This is a genomic window from Streptomyces aurantiogriseus (assembly GCF_014649375.1).
GTDB lineage: Bacteria > Actinomycetota > Actinomycetes > Streptomycetales > Streptomycetaceae > Streptomyces > Streptomyces aurantiogriseus.
In genome coordinates this window covers 25,412-45,799 of the sequence record NZ_BMSX01000035.1, presented here as the reverse complement: position 1 = coordinate 45,799, position 20,388 = coordinate 25,412, and the positions used below count along the sequence as shown (strand labels likewise).

Sequence of the window (20,388 nt, the reverse complement as noted above, 5' to 3'; positions counted from 1 at the left end):
CCCGGCACCACCGTGCCGGGCCGCGTCACCCGCCGCACACCCTCCTCCACCGTCCGACGCAGCGCGCAGCGAGAACAGGAACGCACATGACCGCAACCGAGGACCGGACCCGGGCCGCCGAGCGGAAACCTCCGCAGATCGTGGACATGTCCTGGGACCCGATCACCCGGATCATCGGCAACCTCGGCATCTACACGAAGATCGACTTCGCCAACCAGGAAGTGGTGGAGTGCCACAGCACCTCGTCCCTCTTCCGCGGCTACTCGGTGTTCATGAAGGGCAAGGACCCGCGCGACGCCGGCTTCATCACCTCCCGCATCTGCGGCATCTGCGGCGACAACCACACCACGTGCTCGAACTACGCGCAGCAGATGGCCTACGGCGTGAAGACACCCCCGCTGGCCGAACACATCGTCAACCTCGGCGAGGCAGCCGAGTACATGTTCGACCACACGATCTTCCAGGACAATCTCGTCTTCGTCGACTTCTGCGAGGCGATGGTCAAGGCCACCAACCCGAGCGTGCTGGCCCGGGCCGAGCGGACCCCGGCGCCCCGCGGGGACATCCACGGCTACCGGACCATCGCCGACATCATGCGCGCCTTCAACCCCTTCGAGGGCGAGGTGTACCGGGAGGCCCTGAAGGTCAGCCGCATCACCCGCGAGATGTTCTGTCTGATGGAGGGGCGCCATGTCCACCCGTCGACGATGTATCCCGCCGGCGTCGGCACGATGCCGCAGCCGAGCACCTTCACCGACTACCTCTCCCGCCTGACGAGGGTCATCGACTTCGTCAAGGAGGCCGTGGCGCTCAACGACGACGTCTTCGACTTCTTCTACGAGGCGCTGCCCGGCTACGAGGAGGTGGGCCGCCGCCGCATCCTGCTCGGCTGCTGGGGCGCCTGGCAGGACCCGGCCGTCGTCGACTACCGCTACGAGAACATGAACCGCTGGGGCAAGGCGATGTACGTCACCCCGGGCATCATCGTCGACGGCGAACTGGTCACCAACGACCTCGTCGACATCAACCTCGGCCTGCGCGTCCTGCTGGGCAGCTCCTACTACGAGGACTGGGAGCGCCAGGAGCCCTTCGTCACCCACGACCCGCTCGGCAACCCGGTCGACATGCGCCACCCGTGGAACCAGACCACCGTGCCGGTGCCGCAGAAGCGCGACTTCGACGGCAAGTACAGCTGGGTGATGAGCCCGCGCTGGTACCACCAGCCCAGCGACTCCCACCTCGCCCTCGACACCGGCGGCGGCCCGCTCGCCCGGCTGTGGTCCACGGCCCTGAGCGGCCTGGTCGACACCCCGTACATCAAGGCCACCGGGCACAGTGTGCGGATCTCGCTGCCGAAGAGCGAGAAGCTGCCGGAGACGACGCTGGAATGGCACATCCCGAGGTGGAGCAACACCATCGAACGGGACCGGGCCCGCCCGTACTTCGTCGCCTACGCCGCGGCCATGGCCTACCAGTTCCTGGAGGAGGCGATGCAGATGATGCGCGCCGGCGAGACCAAGGTGTTCCAGGACTTCGAGGTGCCCGACGAGGCCATCGGTGTCGGCTTCCACGAGGCGGTGCGCGGGGTCCTCTCGCACCACCTGGTGATCAAGGACAGGAAGATCGCCAACTACCACCCGTATCCGCCCACCCCCTGGAACGCGAGCCCGCGCGACAGCCACGGCACTCCCGGCCCGTACGAGGACGCCGTCCAGGGCCAGCCCGTTTTCGAGGAGAACGGGCCGGACGACTTCAAGGGCGTCGACATCATGCGCACCGTACGCAGCTTCGACCCCTGTCTGCCCTGCGGTGTGCACATGTACCTGGGCAAGGGCAAGACGCTCACCACGATGCACTCCCCCACCTACGGGGCGTCCCATGGCTGAGCCCGGCGCCGCGGCGGTCGTGGAACCGCGCGACGCCGCCGGGCCGGCCTCCCGGCTGGACGACGGCGAGGTGGCGGCGCGGGTCGCGCGGATCGACGAGCTGCTGGAGAAGGTGCAGATCGCGCCCGGGCCCATGGCGCAGACCGCCCTCGACACCGTGCGCGCGCTCACCGAGGTCTACGGCGAGGCGCTGGCCCGGGTCCTGGACCAGGCGGACGCCGCCCTGGCCGGGCGCCTGGCCGAGGACGAACTCGTCGGCCACCTGATGGTGCTGCACGACCTGCACCCCGAGCCACCCGAGCGCCGCGCCGCCCGCGCCGTCGAGCGGCTGCGGCCCGCCGTGCGGGAGCGCGGCGGGGACGTGACGCTGGACGGTGTCGAGGGGCCGGTGGCCCGCGTGCGGCTGCGCACCGCCGGATGCGGCTCCGGCTGCGGCTCGGGGTCCTCCGGGGTCGAGGAAGCCGTCCGGGAGGCCGTGCTCGCCGCGGCGCCGGAGCTGACGACGGTCGAAACGGTGCCGGAGACCGAGTCCCGGCCGGCCGCGTTCGTCCCCGTCGACTCGCTGCTGCGCCGGCCCGCTCGGCCCCAGGGGGCGACGTGACCGCCGGCGGCGCCCTGGCCGCGCTCATCCGCTCCTCCGCCGACCGTCGGGCGGGCGGTCCCGAGGAGCGGTGCGAGCTGTGCGCCGCGCCGCTCGCGGGAGACCACCGGCACCTGTACGACACCGGCCGTGAGGAGGCGCTGTGCGCCTGCCCGGCGTGCTCGGTGCTGTTCGCGGACAACGGGGCGGGCGACGGCCAGTACCGGTTGATCCCGCAGCGGCGGCGCAGGCTGCCACCGGTCGAGACCGGGCCGCTCGGCGTGCCCGTCGGCCTGGCGTTCTTCGTGCCCGAAGCGGACGGCACGGTGATCGCGCACTACCCGAGCCCGGCGGGGGCCACCCGGTGGGAGGTGGACGCCTCGGCGTGGCGGGAGACGGTGTCACGGTGTCCGGATCTCGGCGGCGTGGTACCCGAGGTGGAAGCGCTGCTGGTGAACACCGCCCGGGGCCTGCGGCACCACTGGATCGTGCCCGTCGACGACTGCTTCCGGCTGGTGGCCCTCGTCCGCCGGGAGTGGCGGGGGCTGTCCGGCGGCGGCCGGGTGTGGCCCGCCGTCGACGCGTTCTTCGCCGGGCTGGCCGAACGGCCGTGACCGGCGCGGCGACAGATCCGCCACCGTGACCCGGTGGCGGACCACCAAGGGAAAGGAGCACGCCATGGGCACGATCAAGGTCGGCAGGCGACAGGCGAAGCCCACCACGCCCACTCACGTCAGAGGCCTCCACCAGGGCAACTGGGGCCCGCGCCGCCGGCAGCCCGGGCACCACGAGGACGGCACGGCCGACGCGCGCCGCTCCACCGGGATCCACTGGAAGCGGCACAACAGGGTCATGGACAGCATGCCGAGCATCTCCCCGGGCTGAGCCCGGCGGACGGGCACGGCACGAGGAACACGAGCGAGCAGGGAGCGGCGATGAACGCCAAACGGATTCTGATGGCCGAGGCGGTGGTGCTCGGCGGAGCGGCCCTCGCGCTGCTGGTCGCGGAGTTCCCGGGGATCGTGCGGGAGATGCGGCTGTGGCGCATGGCCGGCTTCCGCCCCGGCCCCGGCAACCCCCTCCGGGCCAAGCGTGCATGAGCTGTCGATCGCGACCGCGATCGTGGAACAGGCCGGCGAACTGGCGCGGGCGGACGGGACGGACGCCGTCTCGGCGGTGACCGTACGGGTCGGCGAGCTGGCGGGTGTGGTGCCCGAGGCCCTCGATTTCGCCTTCGAGGTGGCCCGCGAGGGCACCGCCCTCGCCACGGCCAGGCTCGTCGTGGAGCGGGTGCCCGCCCGCGCCTGGTGCGAGCCGTGCGCCGAGGAGTTCCCGGTGGGCATGCCACCGTTCTTCTGGTGCCCGGACTGCGACCGGCCCGCCCCGACGCTGCGCAGCGGCCGGGAACTTCAGATCGTCGGGGTCGAGGCGGCACCGGTGCGGTCCTGACCGGCCGACGGGTACGGCCCTGACGGTGCGGGTGATGTCACCCCTCCGTCAGGGCCGTTCGGCGTGTGCCGGACGCGTCAGCAGATACGCGGCAGCTGCTCTCCGAGGGGCATGTCCACCACCCGGGTGCCACCCAGGCCGGTGGAGACCACCACCATGCCGGGGTGTTCGGCGACGCACTCGCCGACGATCACGGCGCCCGCGCCCCGCGGGTGGGCGCGCATCGCCGCCAGGACCTCGTCGGCGGCCGGGCGGGGTACGAAGGCGACCAGGCGGCCCTCGTTGGCGACGTACAGCGGGTCCAGCCCCAGGAAACCGCAGGCGTTGGCGACCGCCTCCGGCACCGGCACGTCCCGCTCGCGCAGCCGTACGCCGGTGCCGGACGCGCGGGCGATCTCGTTGAGCGACGCGGCGAGCCCGCCCCGGGTCGGGTCGCGCAGCACATGGACGTCGGCGGTGGCCGCGAGCACGGCCGCCACCAGGTCGGCGAGGGGCGCCGTGTCGCTGGCCACCTCGACGCCGAAGTCCAGGCCCTCTCGTACGCTCATGATCGCCACGCCGTGCAGGCCGATCGGGCCGCTGACGATGACGGCGTCGCCCGGCCGCGCCCGCTGTGGGCGGATGTCCACACCGTCGGGGACGAGCCCGATCCCGGCGGTGGTGACGTACACGCCGTCGCCGTGCCCCGCCTCCACCACCTTGGTGTCTCCCGTGACCACCGTGACCCCCGCGGCCTCGGCCGCCTGCCCGAGAGCGCGCGCGATCCGCTCGACCACGGCCACCTCGACGCCCTCCTCCAGGACGAACGCGGCGGACAGATGGGCGGGCCGGGCGCCACTCATCGCCAGGTCGTTGACGGTGCCGTTGACCGCGAGGTCGCCGAGGCTGCCGCCGGGGAAGAACAGCGGCCTGACCACGTAGGAGTCGGTGGAGAACGCCAGCCGGGCGCCGCCGAGGTCGAGGACCGCGGAGTCACCGAGCGCGGCGAGCGTGGCGTTGCCGTACGCGGGGGTGAAGACCTGCTCGACCAGTTCGGCGGACAGGGTGCCGCCTCCCCCGTGTCCCATCACCACGATCGGCTGGTCGCGCAGGGGGGCCGGGCACGTCCAGTTCGCCGGGTCGACGAGGACCGAGGGGTCAGCGAGTTCAGCCAACGGGGTTCATCTCCTCCTGCGGGGCCCGGGAGCCCCGCGGGGCCGGGCCGTCCATCCGGCGGTACAGGTAGTAGGCCGCGCAGGCGCCCTCGCTGGAGACCATGGTGGCGCCGAGCGGGGTGCGCGGGGTGCAGTCGGTGCCGAACGCGGGGCACTCGGTGGGCTTGATCAGCCCCTGGAGCACCTCGCCGCTGCGGCAGACCGCGGGTTCCTCGGTGCGGATGCCGGTGACGTCGAAGCGGTGCTCGGCGTCGAAGGCGCGGTAGGCGTCCGTGAGTCGCCAGCCGCTGGCGGGGATGCGGCCGATGCCGCGCCAGGACCGGTCGGTGACCTCGAAGACCTCCTCGATCATGCGTAGCGCGGCCGGGTTGCCCTCCGGGCGCACGGCGCGGGCGTAGGCGTTCTCCACGCGGTGCTCGCCGCGCTCCAGCTGGTGGACCGCGAGGCGGATGCCTTCGAGGATGTCCAGCGGTTCGAAGCCGGTCACCACGATCGGTACCCGGTGGCGTTCGGCCAGGTCCGGGTATTCGGCCGTGCCCATCACGCTGCACACGTGCCCGGCGGCCAGGAAGCCCTGCACCCGGCAGGCGGGGGCGGTCATGACGGCCTCGACGGCGGGCGGGACGCGCACATGGGACACCAGCAGGCTGAAGTTGCCGACGCCGAGGCGGCGGGCCTGGTGGACGGCCATCGCGTTGGCGGGCGCGGTGGTCTCGAAGCCGATGGCGAAGAACACCACCTCGCGGTCCGGGTGCCGGCGGGCGAGCCGGAGCGCGTCGAGCGGGGAGTACACCACGCGGACGTCGCCGCCCTCGCCCTTGACCCGGAACAGGTCCCGGCCGGTGCCCGGCACCCGCAGCATGTCGCCGAACGAGCAGAAGACGACCTCGGGGCGGGAAGCGATCTCCAGCGCCTTGTCGATCATCTCCAGCGGGGTGACGCACACGGGGCAGCCGGGCCCGTGGATCAGCTCGACCTCGTCCGGCAGCAACTGGTCGATGCCGTGCCGGATGATCGAGTGGGTCTGGCCGCCGCACACCTCCATCAGCGCCCACGGCCGGGTGACCGTCGCGCGGATCTCGTCCAGCAGCCGCCGGGCCAGGTCCGGGTCGTTGAACTCGTCGATGTACTTCACCGGGCCGAGCTCCCGCTCTCCCCGCGCTCGACGCCGGCGGGGGCGTGCGGGGCCTCGCTCCCGGCCTGCTGCGCCGCCTGCTGCCAGGCGTCGCCGAACTCCTCCTCCAGCAGCCCCAGTTGCTCGAAGAGCTCCAGGGACGCCCGGGCCGACTCCTCGTCGAGCTTCTGGAGGGCGAACCCGACGTGGACGATGACGTACTCCCCGACCCGCACGTCGGGCACGTACTCCAGGCACACCTGTTTCTGCACGCCCCCGAAGTCGATCGTCCCGGTGAGCGGGTCGGCACGGTCGTCGATGGCCACGACTCTGCCGGGCACTGCCAGACACATGGGTCACTCCGTCTCGTCGCTGTGTGCGGTTGTCGTTTCCTCGTGCCGCACCCGGGCCGCGACCACGAGCTGACCGAGGGCCAGTCCCCCGTCGCCGGGCGGTACCTCGCCGTGGCGGAGCACCGTGAAGCCGTCCGCGGCCAGCAGTGCCGTGCACTCCTGCTCCAGCAGGCCGTTGGTGAACACGCCGCCGGTCAGGGCGACGGTGGCCAGTCCGGTGGCGCGGCGCGCCCTCCGGCAGATCTCGGCGACGGCCCCGGCGACGCCCCGGTGGAACCGGGCCGCGAGCACCGGCGCCGGGGTGCCGCGGCGCAGATCGGTGACGAGGGCGCGCAGCACCGGCGCGGGATCGCAGCGCACGGGGCCGCCTGCGGCCGCGAACCCGAAGGCGTACGTCGCCGTGTCCGCGTCCCACGCGCCGGCGGCCGCGGCCTCCAGCTCCAGCGCGGCCTGCGCCTCGTACGCCACGCGGTGGCACACGCCCGCCAGGGAGGACACGGCATCGAAGAGCCGCCCCATGCTCGATGTGGGCACACACGCGACCTCGCTCACCAACTGCCGTCCCAGCAGGGTCAGTTCCTCGCGTGAGCAGGCGGCGACGCTGGGCAGCCCGAGGTCCCACGGCAGGCCCGCGGCCCACAGCCGGGCCAGTGCCGCGCGGCAGGGGTTGGCGACGGCCGCGTCCCCGCCGGGCAGCGGGGCCGGGGTCAGATGGGCGAAACGCCGGTAGCCGGCGTAGTCGGCGAGCAGCACCTCGCCGCCCCAGACCGTGCCGTCGTCGCCGTATCCGGTGCCGTCGAAGGCGACGCCGATCACGGGGGTGGTGCCGTCGAGGCCGGCTTCGGCCATCGCCGAGGCGATGTGCGCGTGATGGTGCTGCACGAGTACGGGCCGCGTCCGCGCCAGTTCTTCGGCGCGGCGGCGGGCCCATCGGGTGGAGTGGTAGCCCGGGTGCTGGTCGGCGGCGACGAGTGCGGGGGTGACGCCGGTCAGGCGCCGCAGGTGCCGCTCCGCGCGCCCGGCGGCCTCCAGGGCGGCCAGGTCGCCCAGGTCGCCGATGTGCGGGCCGAACCAGGCGTGGTCGCCGTCGCCGAGGCAGAGCGCGTTCTTCAGGTCGCCGCCCACGGCGAGCGCCGGGCGGACCGCCAGCGGGAGCCGCAGCGGGCGGGGCACGTAGCCGCGGGAGCGGCGCAGCACCTGCTCTGTTCCGTCGGGGCGCACCCGCAGCAGCGAGTCGTCGCAGGGCGAGGCGATGCCACGGTCGTGGACGAGCCAGGCGTCGGCCACCTCCGCCAGCCGGGTCAGGGCCTCGTCGTCGTCCGTGACGATCGGCTCGCCGGAGCGGTTGCCGCTGGTCATGACGAGCGCGCGAGGGCCCGGAGGATCGCCGGGCAGTCCGAACAGCAGGGTGTGCACCGGGGTGTACGGCAGCAGCACGCCGAGGTGCGGGCTGCCCGGACACACCCCGTCCGCGAGCCGGAGGCCGTCCGGTTCGGTGCGTCGGCGCAGCAGCACGATGGGGCGCCGGGGGCTGGTGAGCGCCGCCCGTTCGCCGTCGGAGAGCCGGGCGATGCGCCGCACGGTCGGCAGGTCGGCGCACATCACCGCGAACGGCTTGCCGCCCCGCGCCTTGCGGGAGCGCAGCGCGGCGACGGCCCGCTCGTCGCTGGCGTCGCACGCCAGGTGGTAGCCGCCGACGCCCTTCACGGCGACGATCCGCCCGGCGGCCAGCAGCCCGCGGGCCGCCGCCAGGGCATCCGCGTCCCGCGCCGGGCGGACACCGGTGCCGGCGGCGGGCACCAGGCGCAGCCGGGGCCCGCAGTCCCGACAGGCCACGGGCTGGGCGTGGAAGCGCCGGTCGCCGGGGTCGCCGTACTCCTGCGCGCAGGCGGTACACATCGGGAAGTCCGCCATGGTCGTGGCGGCCCGGTCGTACGGCAGGGCCGTGGCGATGGTGAAGCGGGGACCGCAGTGGGTGCAGGTGACGAACGGGTGCCGGTGGCGGCGGTCGGCCGGGTCGGCCAGCTCACGCAGGCAGTCGGCGCAGGTCGCGGTGTCGGGCGGGAGCTGGGTGCGTCCGGGTGACTGCTCGGAGGGCCGGATGGTGAAGCCTTCGGCGGCGCCCGTGGCGGGAACGTCCTGCACGCCGACACCGGTCACGGCGGCCAGCGGCGGCGGCTCCTGGGCCAGCCGGGAGCAGAACCGCTCGACGCCTGTGGGCGGCCCCTCCACCTCGATCAGCACCCCCTGTGCGGTGTTGCTGACGAACCCGGCCAGTGCGAGGTCGGCGGCCAGGCGGTGCACGTACGGGCGGAATCCCACGCCCTGCACGGTGCCCCGCACGGTGATGCGGCGGCGCACCGCCGCGGTGGCGGGCGCGGTCACGAGGCGGGGGCGGACGTGACGTGCGGGTGCGGGGCCGCGGCACCGTCGGGCCCGTGGACGTGCGGGGTGGGTGTGAGGGGAGGCCGGTGCACGGGCACGCCGTCCCGTGCGGCGAGGGCGCGTTCCAGGACGGTGTCGACGCCGTCGCCGGTGCGCGCGCAGGACCGTACGATCTCCACACCCGGATTGACCTGGTGCACATGGGTGTGGAAGGCGGCCTCGTCGAAGCCGGCGGGCTCGGCCAGGTCGGTCTTGGTGAGCGCCACCAGATGGGCGGAGCCGAAGGCGGTCGGGTACTTGAGCGGCTTGTCCTCGCCCTCGGTCACCGCCATCAGCACGATCCGCAGGGTCTCACCGAGGTCGTAGGACGCCGGGCAGACGAGGTTGCCGACGTTCTCCACGAAGAGCAGCTCGGCGTCCTCGGGCAGCCATCCCTCGAGGTGGCCGCGCACCTGACGGGCCTCCAGATGGCACAGTCCGTCGGTCAGCAGCTGCTTCACCGGGGCTCCTGAACGGGCCAGCCGGCGGGCGTCGTTCTCCGTGGCGAGGTCGGCGGTGAGCGCGGCGACCGGGATGCCGCGCCGCACCGCCTCGGCCAGCACCCTCCCGAGCAGCTCCGTCTTGCCGCTGCCGGGGCTGGAGAGCAGGTTGACCACGGTGACGCCCCGCCGCGTGAGGTCGTCGCGCAAGGCGGTGGCCAGGCCGTCGTTCTTCGCGAGGACGGCCTGTCTGACGTCGGTGGACTGACACATGCGGGCCGCTCCTCAGGGTCGGGACGGGGCTGGAGGGGACGGACCGGGCTACGGGCCGGGCCGCCCGCTGTGGAAGGTGGGGGGTGGCCCGCGGCCGCGGACGGGCCGGGTGGTCGGGGCGGACCGGGAGGGGCGAGCCGCGGACCGCTACCGATCCTGTGTGCCGTCGGCCGCCCCCGGTGGGAGACCGGCCGGGCACGGGTCGGGGGATTCCTCCGGGCGGCCCAACGGCGGGGTGGCCGCGGGGTCGGCGAGCAGGGCCGGGACCATCGTGTGCAGCGCCGTGACGGCCCGCTCGACCGCCTCCCGCACGGGCGCGCTGAGCCCGGCGAGGACGTCCTCGTCGCCGGTCGGCCGCACCAGGGGTTCGCAGGCCAGCAGCAGGACGCGTGGCAGCGGCCCGTCGCCCAGGTGCGCGGCGAGGGCCAGCACCCGGGCCGGGTCCATGCCGTGGGCCTCGGGCGGGGCTGCGGCCGTGGCTTCGGGGAGGTCCGGTTCGACCAGGGACAGGGTGCCGGGCCGGTGTCCGCGTGGAGCCGCGTCGACCAGGACCGCGGTGCGGTAGCCGTCCAGCAGCTCGTAGGCGAGGTCCAGGCCGCGGATGCCGAAGTCCTTGACCCGTACGCCGGGCGGCAGCGGGCGGCTGTCGAGGGCGCGGATCACCTCGGGGCCGAAGGCGTCGTCCGCGAGGAAGATGTTGCCGACGCCCGCCACCAGAAGGCGGGGAGTGGGAGCGCTCACCGGCTGCCTCCGGTGACGGTCTCGCCGACCGGGGCCAGGGGCCGGGCGGAGCCGCTGGGCGTCTTGCGGACGAAGGCGGAGCGCAGGGCGTGGTAGGGGGCGTCCGGGTCGAAGAAGACTCCGCGCATGAGGGCCAGTTCCTCCCGGCGGTACTCCGCGAGCGGCCGGACCGCCTCGTCGCGTCGGCGTGCCGCCGCCTTGGCCGCGATCCGCCGTCCGAGGTCCGGGGCGGCGGCGAGCGCCGTCGCCAGCCGGTCCACCTCGGCGGTGAACTCCTGTGCGGCGACAGGCACCGGACGGTCCACCAGCCCGATCCCGGCGGCTGTCGCGGCGCTCACCGGCAGCGCCCCGGCCGTCAGCCGCTCGGCCGTCTCGGGACCCACCCGGCGCGGCAGCGTGTACGTCCAGAACTCCGACCCGTACAGGCCCATCCGCCGGTAGTGCGGATTGAGGACGGCGCCGGTGCGGCACCACACCTCGTCGGCGGCGAGGGCCAGCATGACCCCGCCCGCCGCCGCGTTGCCGCCGAGGGCCGCGACCACCAGCCGGTCGGTGGTGCGCAGTACCGCCTCGACCAGGTCGTTCATGGCGTTGAGGTTGGTCCAGGACTCCGCGGCCGGGTCGGCGGAGGCCTCGATGACGTTCAGATGGATGCCGTTGGAGAAGAAGTCGCGGGCACCGCCGAGCACCAGCACCGAGGTGGGGCGGGCGAGGGCGTACCGGTACGCGGCGAGCAGCCTGCGGCACTGGTCGGTGCTCATGGCCCCGCCGGGGAACGAGAAGGCCAGGAACCCGACGTCGCCGCTCTGCCGGTAGCGGATGTCGGTCCAGGTCCGCCGTCCGTCGGCGGGCTGCGGCGCGGCCGCCACCTCCGGCAGCCACGGCGGCCGGTCACCGGCAGCAGGGAGGAGGCCGCCCTCCGGCGACCGGACGCCGGGAACGGGGCCCTGCGGGCGGGACGCAGCCGGGATCGAGGCGAGCACGGAGGCCGCCGGGCGCCGGAAGGGCGCGTGATCACCGGTGGCCTTGCGCGGTCTGAACTCGGGGATCCAGACGGCGCCGTCACGGGTGGCCCGGCACACTGCGCCCGCGCGCGTGGCGAGCAGTTCTCCGGGGCGTCCGCGCAGTCGGTCCTCGGGGTGCCCGCCGTGCAGGTACACCTCCAGGCCGAGGACCTCGTCGAGCACTCCCGGCTGCGAGTCGGCCCCGCGCAGCTTGCGCAGCACCGTCTCGGTGCTGTCGTGCTCCCAGTCGATCCGCCGCAGCTCCTGGCGGAAGGGGTCGCGCCAGACCACCTGGACCGACGGGTCGTTCTGCGGCTGCGGTTTGAACGAGCCGTCGCCGTACCGCCGTACGGCCAGCAGGACGGCGGCGACGGCGGCGTCGGAGACCTCGTTGCGGTACAGGTCGCTCTTGCCCACCGGCGGCACGTCGAACGGCACCGTCGCCCAGACGGGGCCGGCGTCCATCGCCGCCTCGGCCTGCAGGACCGTCACCCCCCACCGTGGCGCGTCCTGGGCGATGGCCCAGTCCAGGGACGACGGACCGCGGTCCCCGGGTGGCCCGGGGTGCACGATGAGGCAGGTGTGCTCGCACCAGATGTCCTCGGGCAGCGCCGTCCTGAGCATCGGCGCGATGATCAGCTCCGGGCTTACCTCGTGGACGGCGGTGCGGATCGCGGCCGCGCCGTGGGAGGCGAGTACGGCGTCCACCCGGTGCCCCAGGTCGGACAGTTCGGCGTACACGCGCTGGGACAGGCTGTTGAACGCGCTCACCACGAGCAGAATGTCCATGATCCGGGAGTGTCACCGGTGCGCAGGATGCCCGGAAGGACCCTCGCGGCGTTTCTCCGCTCCCGCCCGGGCTGTTCCTCCGTCCGGTCGCCCTCCGCGGCGGGCCGACCGGTCCCCGAAGACACGAGAGGCCGGGCCGGATTGCTCCGGCCCGGCCTTCGGGCTGTCCTTCTCGTCGGGACGACAGGATTTGAACCTGCGACCCCTTGACCCCCAGTCAAGTGCGCTACCAAGCTGCGCCACGTCCCGTCGCGCTCCGCGACGGTGGACCGCCGGAACACGCAGGTAAACCCTACCGTACGCGTAAGGGTGCCGGGGCCGGGCCCGGCGGGACGGGCCCGGCCGTCCACGCGGGATGTCCTGGCCGTCGGCCCTTCGTGGTGTCGCGGGCGCGCACGGGTGCGGTGGAGTCTCGTTCCTGCAACTCGACGGACAAGTCGGTGGGTTGGGCCGCGAGTGGCCCGCCCTCGAGGGCGGCGGTGAGGACGTCGACCGCCGGAAACGACGGCCGCGGGGTGAGACGTCCGCGCGATCCGTCAACAAGGCCTTCCCGGTCACTCCGGCGCCGACACACAGAATTTCCCCGACGTCCACGCGGCGCCGAAAATATAGACTGCCGTTTCGGACATGCGGTCCAAAGGAACCCATTTCCTTCGGTCGTGCATGTTTCAACAACGTGAGACGAGGGTGAACAAGGCTGTCCCGCAAAGCAATTGATCCGTTTTCCTCCACCCTGGCCATATCCCGACGCCTGACCGAATCAATGCGACCGGATACCGACGGGTCGATGAAACGTTGACCAGTCAGTAATAACGCCACTACCTTTCAAGGCGTTTCGAACAAGCGCTTTAATCGGCGTTCCGCGGTGATCCGTGCCCGCTGGAATCCGGTGTGCCGCCTTTGCTGTCCCGAACCCCCCATCGTGCAGGCTCACCCTTGATTCGGAGAATCATGACGTCCGCTGTGCGTTCCGAGGACATGATCATCGGCATCACTCCTTTCGGTGAACCCGACGCCGCGCTCGCCCTGGCGGTCGGCCGGGCCGGCGGACTGGGCGTGCTCGACCTGGGCGACGGAGACCGAAGAACGCGCGCGGCGCTGGCCCGGCTGCGCCGCGCCTCCCCGGGCGCGTACGGAGTCAGAGTCGGCCCGCGTTGCCGGCTGTCCCCCGCCGACCTCGAGCCCGCCGGCCCTCATACGGTCGTCCTCGCCGCCGACGCGCCCTGGCCGGTCTCCGACGCGGCCGGGCGGTACCGCGTGCTGGTGGAGGTCACCGATCTGGCGGGCGCGCGGGAGGCCGCCCGCGCCGGGGCGCACGGGCTGATCGCACGGGGCAGCGAGTGCGGCGGCCGGATCGGAGAGCTGAGCACCTTCGTCCTGCTCCAGCAGCTGCTCACCGCCTCCGACGTGTCGCTGCCGGTGTGGGCGTGCGGCGGCATCGGTCCTCGGACGGCCGCCGCCGCGGTGGCCGGCGGGGCGGCCGGGGTCGTCCTGGACGGACAGCTCGCGCTGCTGGCCGAGTCGGCGCTGCCCGAGCCGGCGGCCGCCGCGCTGCGCACCCTGGACGGCTCGGAGACGGTCGTCCTGGCCGGTCACCGGGTCCTGCTGCGCCGTGGTCCGGACGCCCCGCGGGTCCCCGACGACGCGGGGCCCGAGGCGGTCGCGGCGATGCTGGGCGCGCAGGATCCGCGCACCCAGCTCCTGCCGGTGGGTCAGGACGGCTTCCTTGCCGCCCGGTTCGCCGACCGCTGGGGCGACGTACGGCGGACGGTGCGGGCGGTCGCGGAGGCGGTCCGGGACGCCGTACGCGAGGACGGGGCCGTACGGGCGCTGGGGGCGCGGTCCCCGATGAGCCGGGCGCTCGGCACCCGGCTGCCCGTGGCGCAGGGCCCGATGACGCGGGTCAGCGACGGGGCCGCGTTCGCCGCGGCGGTCGCCTCGGACGGGGCGCTGCCTTTCCTCGCGCTGGCGCTGGCCGACGGCGAGCGGACCCGGGCGATGCTGGCGGAGACCCGGGAGGCGGTGGCCGGCCGGCCCTGGGGCGTGGGGGTGCTCGGTTTCGCGCCGGAGGACGTACGGGCCGCCCAACTGGAGGCCGTACGGGAGCTGCGGCCGACGCACGCGATCATCGCGGGCGGGCGGCCGTCGCAGGCGCAGGCGCTGGAGCGGGACGGCATCCGGACCTTCCTGCACGTGCCCTCACCGGGGCTGCTGCGGCAGTTCCTTCAGGCCGGGGCGCGCCGTTTCGTGTTCGAGGGCTCCGAGTGCGGCGGACATGTCGGGCCGCGCGGCAGCTTCCCGCTGTGGGAGGCCCAACTCGCGGTCCTGGAGGACTTCCTGGGCGGTGATGACGCCGCCGACGTCGAGGTGTTCTTCGCGGGCGGGGTGCACGACGAGCGGTCGGCGGCGATGGTGGCCGCGCTCGCCGCGCCGCTGACCGCGCGCGGGGCGGCCGTCGGCGTGCTCATGGGCACCGCGTACCTGTTCACCGAGGAGGCGGTGGCGCACGGCGCGATCCAGCCCCTCTTCCAGCGGCAGGTGATGGCCGCCGAGCGCACCACGCTGCTGGAGTCGGCGCCGGGTCACGCCACCCGCTGCGTGCCCAGCCCGTTCGCCGCCGGATACCGCGAGGAGGAGGCCCGGCTGCGCGCGGAGGGCGTGCCCGACCGGCGGATCTGGGAGGAGCTGGAGCGGCTCAACGTCGGCCGGCTGCGCATCGCCAGCAAGGGCGTGACCCGCGCGGCGGACGGCTCGCTCGCGCCCGTCGACGAGCAACGCCAGCTCACCGAGGGAATGTTCATGGCCGGTGAGGTGGCCGTGCTGCGCTCGGCGACCACGACGGTCGCCTCCCTGCACGCGTCGGTGACGACCGGTGCGGCCGAGTTCCTGTCCCGGCGGGCGGCCGAACTGGGCCTGGAGACGGCCACCCCGCAGCCGGAGGCGCCGGCCCCGCTCGACATCGCTGTCGTCGGCATGGCCTGCATGTTTCCGCAGGCGCCCGACCTGGCCACCTTCTGGGCGAACGTCGTCGGCGGCCACGACGCCGTCACCGAGGTGCCGCCGGAGCGCTGGGACCCGGCCGTCCACCACGGCGCGTCCACACCGTCGAAGTGGGGCGGCTTCCTGCCCCCCATCCCCTTCGACCCGCTGCGCTACGGCATCCCGCCCGCCTCCCTCGGGTCCGTCGAGCCGGTCCAGCTGCTGGCCCTGGAGGCCGCCCGGCGCGCCCTGGAGGACGCCGGATACGGCGACGGGGGGCGGGAGTTCGACCGCTCCCGCACCTCGGTGGTGTTCGGCGCGGAGGCGGGCAGCGACCTGTCCAACGCGGCCACGCTGCGGGCCGTACTGCCCTCCTACTACGGCAAGGTCCCGCAGGGCCTGGACGACCAGCTCCCGCAGCTCACCGAGGACTCCTTCCCCGGCATGCTCGCCAACGTCATCTCGGGCCGGATCGCCAACCGGCTCGACCTCGGCGGCGCCAACTACACCGTCGACGCCGCCTGCGCCTCCTCGCTGGCCGCGGTCGACGTCGCCTGCAAGGAACTCGTCGGCGGCACCAGCGACGTGGTGCTGTGCGGCGGCGCCGACCTGCACAACGGCATCAACGACTACGTCCTCTTCTCCTCCGTGCACGCCCTGTCCCCCACCGGCCGCTCCCGCGCCTTCGACGGCTCCGCCGACGGCATCGCCCTCGGCGAGGGCGTGGCCTGCGTCGTCCTGAAGCGGCTCGCGGACGCCGAGCGCGACGGCGACCGGATCTACGGCGTCATCAAGGGCCTCGGTTCCTCCAGCGACGGCCGCTCCCTCGGCCTGACCGCACCCCGCCCCGAGGGGCAGCGGTCGGCCCTGGAGCGGGCCTACCGCAACGCGCGCGTCTCCCCGGCCGACGTCGGGCTCGTCGAGGCGCACGGCACCGGCACGGTGGTCGGCGACCGCACCGAGCTCCGCATCCTCGGCGAGGTGTTCACCGCCGCCGGCGCGGAGGCGGGCGGCTGTGTGATCGGTTCGGTGAAGTCGCAGATCGGGCACACGAAGTGCGCCGCGGGTCTGGCCGGGCTGATCAAGACGCTGCTCGCCCTGTACACGGGTGTGCGCCCGCCGACGCTGCACGTCGAGTCACCCAACGCGGCCTGGGACGCGGACAGCAGCCCGTTCGCCTTCCACGCCGAGGCCCGGCCGTGGGCCGCGCCCCCGGAGGAACGCCTCGCCGGTGTCAGCGCGTTCGGCTTCGGCGGCACCAACTTCCATGTCGTGCTGGGCGCTCACGCCGACGGCGTGCCGCCGGTGGGCGGGCTGGACGCCTGGCCGGCCGAGCTGTTCCTCTTCCGCGGACGGGACGAGAAGGCGGCCCACCGTGCGATGGAGGAGCTGCTGAGGACCGCAGAAGCGGCGGGGCGGCCGTGGCGGCTGCGGGACCTCGCGCTGAGCGCGGCGCGACGGGCGGACGCGAGCGGGGACGCGGTGCGGGTCGCGATGGTGGCGACCGATGTGGACGACCTGGTGGAGAAGCTGCGGGGCGTGCTGGCGGGAACGGCCGAGCATGCTCCGCCGCGAGGGGTCCACACGGCGGGCCGGGACACCCTGCCTGCCGGAAAGCCCGCCGTGACGCAACTCGGGGCACCCGGCTCCGCCCCACCGCTGAACGGCGACGCCACCACCTCCGTGCCCGGCGAAGCCGCCAGGGTGCCCGCCCCCGCCGACGGCACGCCCAGCGCTTCACCCACCGGCCACGCCCCAGCTTGCGGTCCCGGCAGTCCCGGCGAGGAAGCCCTTGCCAAGGCCGTCACCTCGGTACCCGGCGAGGCCGACAACGCGGCCGCTTCGGCCAACGGCACAGCCAGCTCCGCCGCCGGCCACACCACAGCTTCCGTTCCCGGCAGGCCCGGCGAGCCCGCCCCCGGCAAGGTCGCGTTCCTCTTCCCCGGTCAGGGCAGCCAGCGCGTCGGCATGCTCGCCGAGTTGTTCGTCGCCTTTCCTGAGTTGCGCCCCTATCTGGAGCTCGGGCGTGCCCACGCGGACGTGCTGTATCCGCCGGCCGCCTTCGGCGACGCGGTGCGGGAACGGCAGCAGGCGGCGCTGACCGACACGCGGGTCGCGCAGCCGGCTCTCGGCATCGCCGGGCTCGCCGCGCACGCGGTGCTCACGGCGGCCGGGGTCCGGCCCGACATGGCCGCCGGGCACAGTTACGGCGAGCTGGTGGCCCTCTGCGCGGCGGGCGCCCTCGCCCCCGAGACGTTGCTGGAGCTGAGCTCCGAGCGGGCGGCGGCGATCCTCGAAGCAGCCGGGTCCGCCGGAGAGGAACCCGGAAGCATGGCGGCGGTCGCGGCCGGCGCCGAGGACGTCGTCGAGGCCCTGAAGGCGGCGGGCGCACCCGACTCCGTCGTCGTCGCCAACCGCAACTCGCCGAGGCAGACGGTGATCTCGGGGCCGTCGGACGCGGTCACCGAGGCCGTACGGCTGCTGCGCGAGGCGGGTCTCGGTGCCCAGCGCATCCCCGTCGCCTGCGCCTTCCACAGCCCGCTGGTCGCCGGCGCCGGCGACCGCTTCGCGGCGGCGCTCGCGGCCCGCCCGGTGTACGCGCCCGAGTTCCCGGTGTGGTCCAACCGCACGGCCGCTCCCTACGCGCCCGACGCGGACGCGGTGCGGGCCGAACTCGCCGCCCAGATCGGCGCCCCGGTCGCCTTCGTCGAGCAGATCGAGGCGATGTACGAGGCCGGAGCGCGCGTCTTCGTCGAGGCGGGTCCCGGGTCGGTGCTGACCCGGCTGGTCGGGCAGATCCTCGGCGACCGCCCGCACACCACCGTGGCGTGCGAGCCCCGCCCCGGCGGGGGTCTGCGCGGCTGGCTCGACGCCCTGGCCCGACTCGCCGTCGCGGGACTGCCGGTGCGCACCGGCCGGCTGCTGCGCGGACGGGACGCCGTCGACGCGGTGCGTACGCCCGCGCCGAAGCGGCCCGGCTGGACGGTGGACGGACAGCTCGTCCGTACCGCCGCCGGCGACCTCCTTCCCGGTGCGCTCGCGCCGGCCCGACGAGTCGTCGACCCCGCCGAAAGGACTGTGACGACTGTGACGACCAACCCCCCACAAGGCGTCCCGTCCGACCGGGACGCGCTCATCTCCGAATTCCTGCGCACCAGCCGGGAGATGATCGCCGCCCAACGGGACGTGCTGCTCACCTACTTCGGGGCGGCACCCGGAGCGACGGTTGCCTCGCCCGTGCTCGTGGAAGCGCCCGCGCCCGTGCTGCCCGCTGTACCGGCGGCGCGCCAAAGCCCGGTCGTCGCGGCGGAGTTGTCACCTGCGCCGGAGGCGCCCGCCGGCCCCGCCGACGTCCAGCAGGTGGTCCTGGAGATCATCAGCGAGCGTACCGGCTACCCGATCGACATGATCGAGCCCGACCTCGACCTGGAGGCGGACCTCAGCATCGACTCCATCAAGCGGGCCGAGATCGCCGGTGAGCTCGCGAAACGCCTCGGTGCCGGGGACGGCGCCGACCTGGCCTCCATGGACGACGCGGAGCTGGAGGAGCTGGCGAAGGCACGTACGGCAGCGGCGGTGACCGACTGGCTCACGGCACGGCTGGGCAAGCCGACCGGACCCGAGGGCCGGGCCGGGTCCGAGGGTCCGGTCGGGTCGGAGGGTCCGATCGGGTCGGCTGCGGTGACGCCCGCCCCGGTCGAGCCCTCCGCTCCGGCCCCCGAGGAAGTCACCGGCGAGCCGCCCCGCCGCCACGCCCTCCGCCCGGTCCTCCTCGACGGCCCGGACACCCCCGCCGACCCCGCGTCCCTGCTCTCCGGCACCCGCTGGACCGTGCTCGGCGACGGCCCCGACGTCGCCGCCCGCCTCGAGGCGTCGGGCGCCGACGTCGTCGTACGCGGCCGGGACCACGTGCTGAGCGACGCGGACGGTTCGGTGGACGGCGTGCTGTACCTGGGTGCGCTCGCGGGCGACGACGACGCGGTGCTGCCGGACGCGTTCCCCGTCCTGAAGGCGGCCCTGGCGCGGGCCCCGCGATGGCTGCTGGCCGTGCGGCCCGCCGACGGGGAGGCGCCCGACCCGCGCTCGGCGGGGCTGCACGGGCTGTTCCGTACCGTGGCGCGTGAGTGTCCGGAGACGGTGGCGCGGGTCGTCGACCTGGCCGACGTCTCGCCGGCCGCCGTCGCGGACGCGGTGGTCGCGGAGGCCGCCGCGCCGGACCGTACGCCGGTCGTGCTGCGGACGGCGGCCGGACGGCACGGGTTCGAGCTGGTGGAGGCGCCGCTCGGCGCGCTCGGCAGCACGGGGGCCGGGCCGGCCGGGGACGGCGCCGCCGAGGCCGCCGCGCTGGGCCTGGACCGGGACTCGGTGGTGGTGCTGGCGGGCGGGGCGCGGGGCATCACCGCGCAGTTCGCCGCCGCGCTCGCCGGTGCCGCCCGCTGCCGGCTGGAGCTGCTCGGCCGCACGCCCGCGCCGGACGGCCCCGAGGACGCGGACACCGCCGCCGCACGCACCCCGGCCGAGCTGCGCGCGGCACTCGCCGCCCGGGGCGGCGGGAAGCCGGCCGAGATCAACCGCGCCGCCGAACTCCTGCTGGCCCAGCGGGAGATCAGGGCGACGCTCGACGAACTCACCGCGCTGGGCAGCCGGGTCCGCTACCGCTCCGTCGACTTCCGCGAGCCCGAGGCGGTGCTCCAGGCGGTGAAGGAGATCCACGCCGAGCACGGCCGCCTCGACGGCGTGGTCCACGCGGCCGGCGTGATCGAGGACCGGCTGATCGCGGAGAAGACCCCCGAGTCCTTCCAGCGGGTCTACGGCACGAAGGCGACCGGCGCCCACGCCCTGCTCACGGCGCTGGAGGAACTGTCCGCCTCCCCCGCGTTCACGGTGCTGTTCGGCAGCATCTCGGCCGTCCTGGGCAACCGGGGCCAGGTGGACTACGCGGCCGCCAACGACGCCCTGGAGACCCTCGGCGCGGCCTTCGCCGCCCGCACCGGGCACCGGGCGCTGACCGTGCACTGGGGGCCGTGGGCGCCCGCGGCCGGTCACGCCGGCATGGTCGGCGCGGAACTGGCCCGCGAGTACGCCCGGCGCGGCATCCGGCTGATCGACCCCGAGGAGGGCACCGCGGCGCTGCTGCGGGAGCTGGCCTGGGGCGAGCAGTCCGCGACCGCCGTCGTCTACACCGCCTCGGGCTGGTGACGG

Annotated in this window: 14 protein-coding genes and 1 tRNA gene; 7 read left to right on the top strand and 8 right to left on the bottom strand. The window is 74.4% G+C overall.

The genetic code is table 11. The features are described 5' to 3' along the window. The first annotated feature begins 86 nt into the window (after positions 1–86). The 6 genes from IE263_RS43750 to hypA all read left to right on the top strand — a co-directional run bounded on the left by IE263_RS43750 (position 87) and on the right by hypA (position 3,915). Positions 87–1,886 carry a nickel-dependent hydrogenase large subunit gene (locus IE263_RS43750; RefSeq protein ID WP_189943712.1) on the top strand — a complete coding sequence of 600 codons (1,800 nt, stop codon included), beginning with the start codon at positions 87–89 and terminating at the stop codon, positions 1,884–1,886. Next, a complete protein-coding gene (locus tag IE263_RS43745; protein ID WP_189943711.1) occupies positions 1,879–2,487 on the top strand; it encodes a NifU-related iron-sulfur-binding protein in 609 nt (202 codons plus the stop codon). The genes IE263_RS43750 and IE263_RS43745 overlap by 8 nt, the downstream gene beginning before the upstream one ends. Continuing rightward, positions 2,484–3,080, top strand: a complete 597-nt coding sequence (locus tag IE263_RS43740; protein ID WP_189943710.1) for a DUF5947 family protein — start codon at positions 2,484–2,486, stop codon at positions 3,078–3,080. Before IE263_RS43745 ends, IE263_RS43740 begins: the two co-directional genes overlap by 4 nt. A 64-nt stretch (positions 3,081–3,144) precedes the next feature. Further along, a complete protein-coding gene (locus tag IE263_RS43735) occupies positions 3,145–3,351 on the top strand; it encodes a hypothetical protein (RefSeq protein WP_189943709.1) in 207 nt (68 codons plus the stop codon). 50 nt (positions 3,352–3,401) lie between these two features. Beyond that, complete coding sequence (locus tag IE263_RS43730; protein WP_189943708.1) at positions 3,402–3,566, top strand: hypothetical protein; 165 nt, start codon at positions 3,402–3,404, stop codon at positions 3,564–3,566. After that, complete coding sequence (gene hypA, locus IE263_RS43725) at positions 3,559–3,915, top strand: hydrogenase maturation nickel metallochaperone HypA (RefSeq protein ID WP_189943707.1); 357 nt, start codon at positions 3,559–3,561, stop codon at positions 3,913–3,915. Before IE263_RS43730 ends, hypA begins: the two co-directional genes overlap by 8 nt. A 77-nt stretch (positions 3,916–3,992) precedes the next feature. Here the strand turns inward: hypA and hypE are convergent, their stop codons facing one another. From hypE to IE263_RS43685, 8 genes are all read right to left on the bottom strand, one after another. Beyond that, positions 3,993–4,982 (bottom strand): hydrogenase expression/formation protein HypE, encoded by a 990-nt coding sequence (gene hypE, locus IE263_RS43720; protein ID WP_229911504.1) that lies wholly within the window; start codon positions 4,980–4,982, stop codon positions 3,993–3,995. 79 nt (positions 4,983–5,061) lie between these two features. Continuing rightward, positions 5,062–6,204 carry a hydrogenase formation protein HypD gene (gene hypD, locus IE263_RS43715; RefSeq protein WP_189943705.1) on the bottom strand — a complete coding sequence of 381 codons (1,143 nt, stop codon included), beginning with the start codon at positions 6,202–6,204 and terminating at the stop codon, positions 5,062–5,064. Beyond that, entirely contained in the window at positions 6,201–6,536 is a 336-nt protein-coding gene (locus tag IE263_RS43710; protein ID WP_189943704.1) for a HypC/HybG/HupF family hydrogenase formation chaperone, read from the bottom strand. The genes hypD and IE263_RS43710 overlap by 4 nt, the downstream gene beginning before the upstream one ends. Before the next feature lie 3 nt (positions 6,537–6,539). Continuing rightward, on the bottom strand, positions 6,540–8,921 hold the full coding sequence (gene hypF, locus IE263_RS43705) for a carbamoyltransferase HypF (protein ID WP_189943703.1): 2,382 nt from the start codon (positions 8,919–8,921) through the stop codon (positions 6,540–6,542). Then, positions 8,918–9,673 (bottom strand): hydrogenase nickel incorporation protein HypB, encoded by a 756-nt coding sequence (hypB, locus tag IE263_RS43700; protein WP_189943702.1) that lies wholly within the window; start codon positions 9,671–9,673, stop codon positions 8,918–8,920. The genes hypF and hypB overlap by 4 nt, the downstream gene beginning before the upstream one ends. Before the next feature lie 147 nt (positions 9,674–9,820). Further along, complete coding sequence (locus IE263_RS43695; RefSeq protein ID WP_189943701.1) at positions 9,821–10,414, bottom strand: hydrogenase maturation protease; 594 nt, start codon at positions 10,412–10,414, stop codon at positions 9,821–9,823. Continuing rightward, on the bottom strand, positions 10,411–12,207 hold the full coding sequence (locus IE263_RS43690; protein WP_189943700.1) for an enoyl-CoA hydratase-related protein: 1,797 nt from the start codon (positions 12,205–12,207) through the stop codon (positions 10,411–10,413). Before IE263_RS43690 ends, IE263_RS43695 begins: the two co-directional genes overlap by 4 nt. A 175-nt stretch (positions 12,208–12,382) precedes the next feature. Next, positions 12,383–12,456, bottom strand: a tRNA-Pro gene (locus IE263_RS43685). A gap of 702 nt (positions 12,457–13,158) precedes the next feature. Between IE263_RS43685 and IE263_RS43680 the strand changes: the two genes are divergently transcribed. Further along, entirely contained in the window at positions 13,159–20,385 is a 7,227-nt protein-coding gene (locus tag IE263_RS43680; protein ID WP_189943699.1) for a type I polyketide synthase, read from the top strand. Positions 20,386–20,388: the final 3 nt, after the last annotated feature.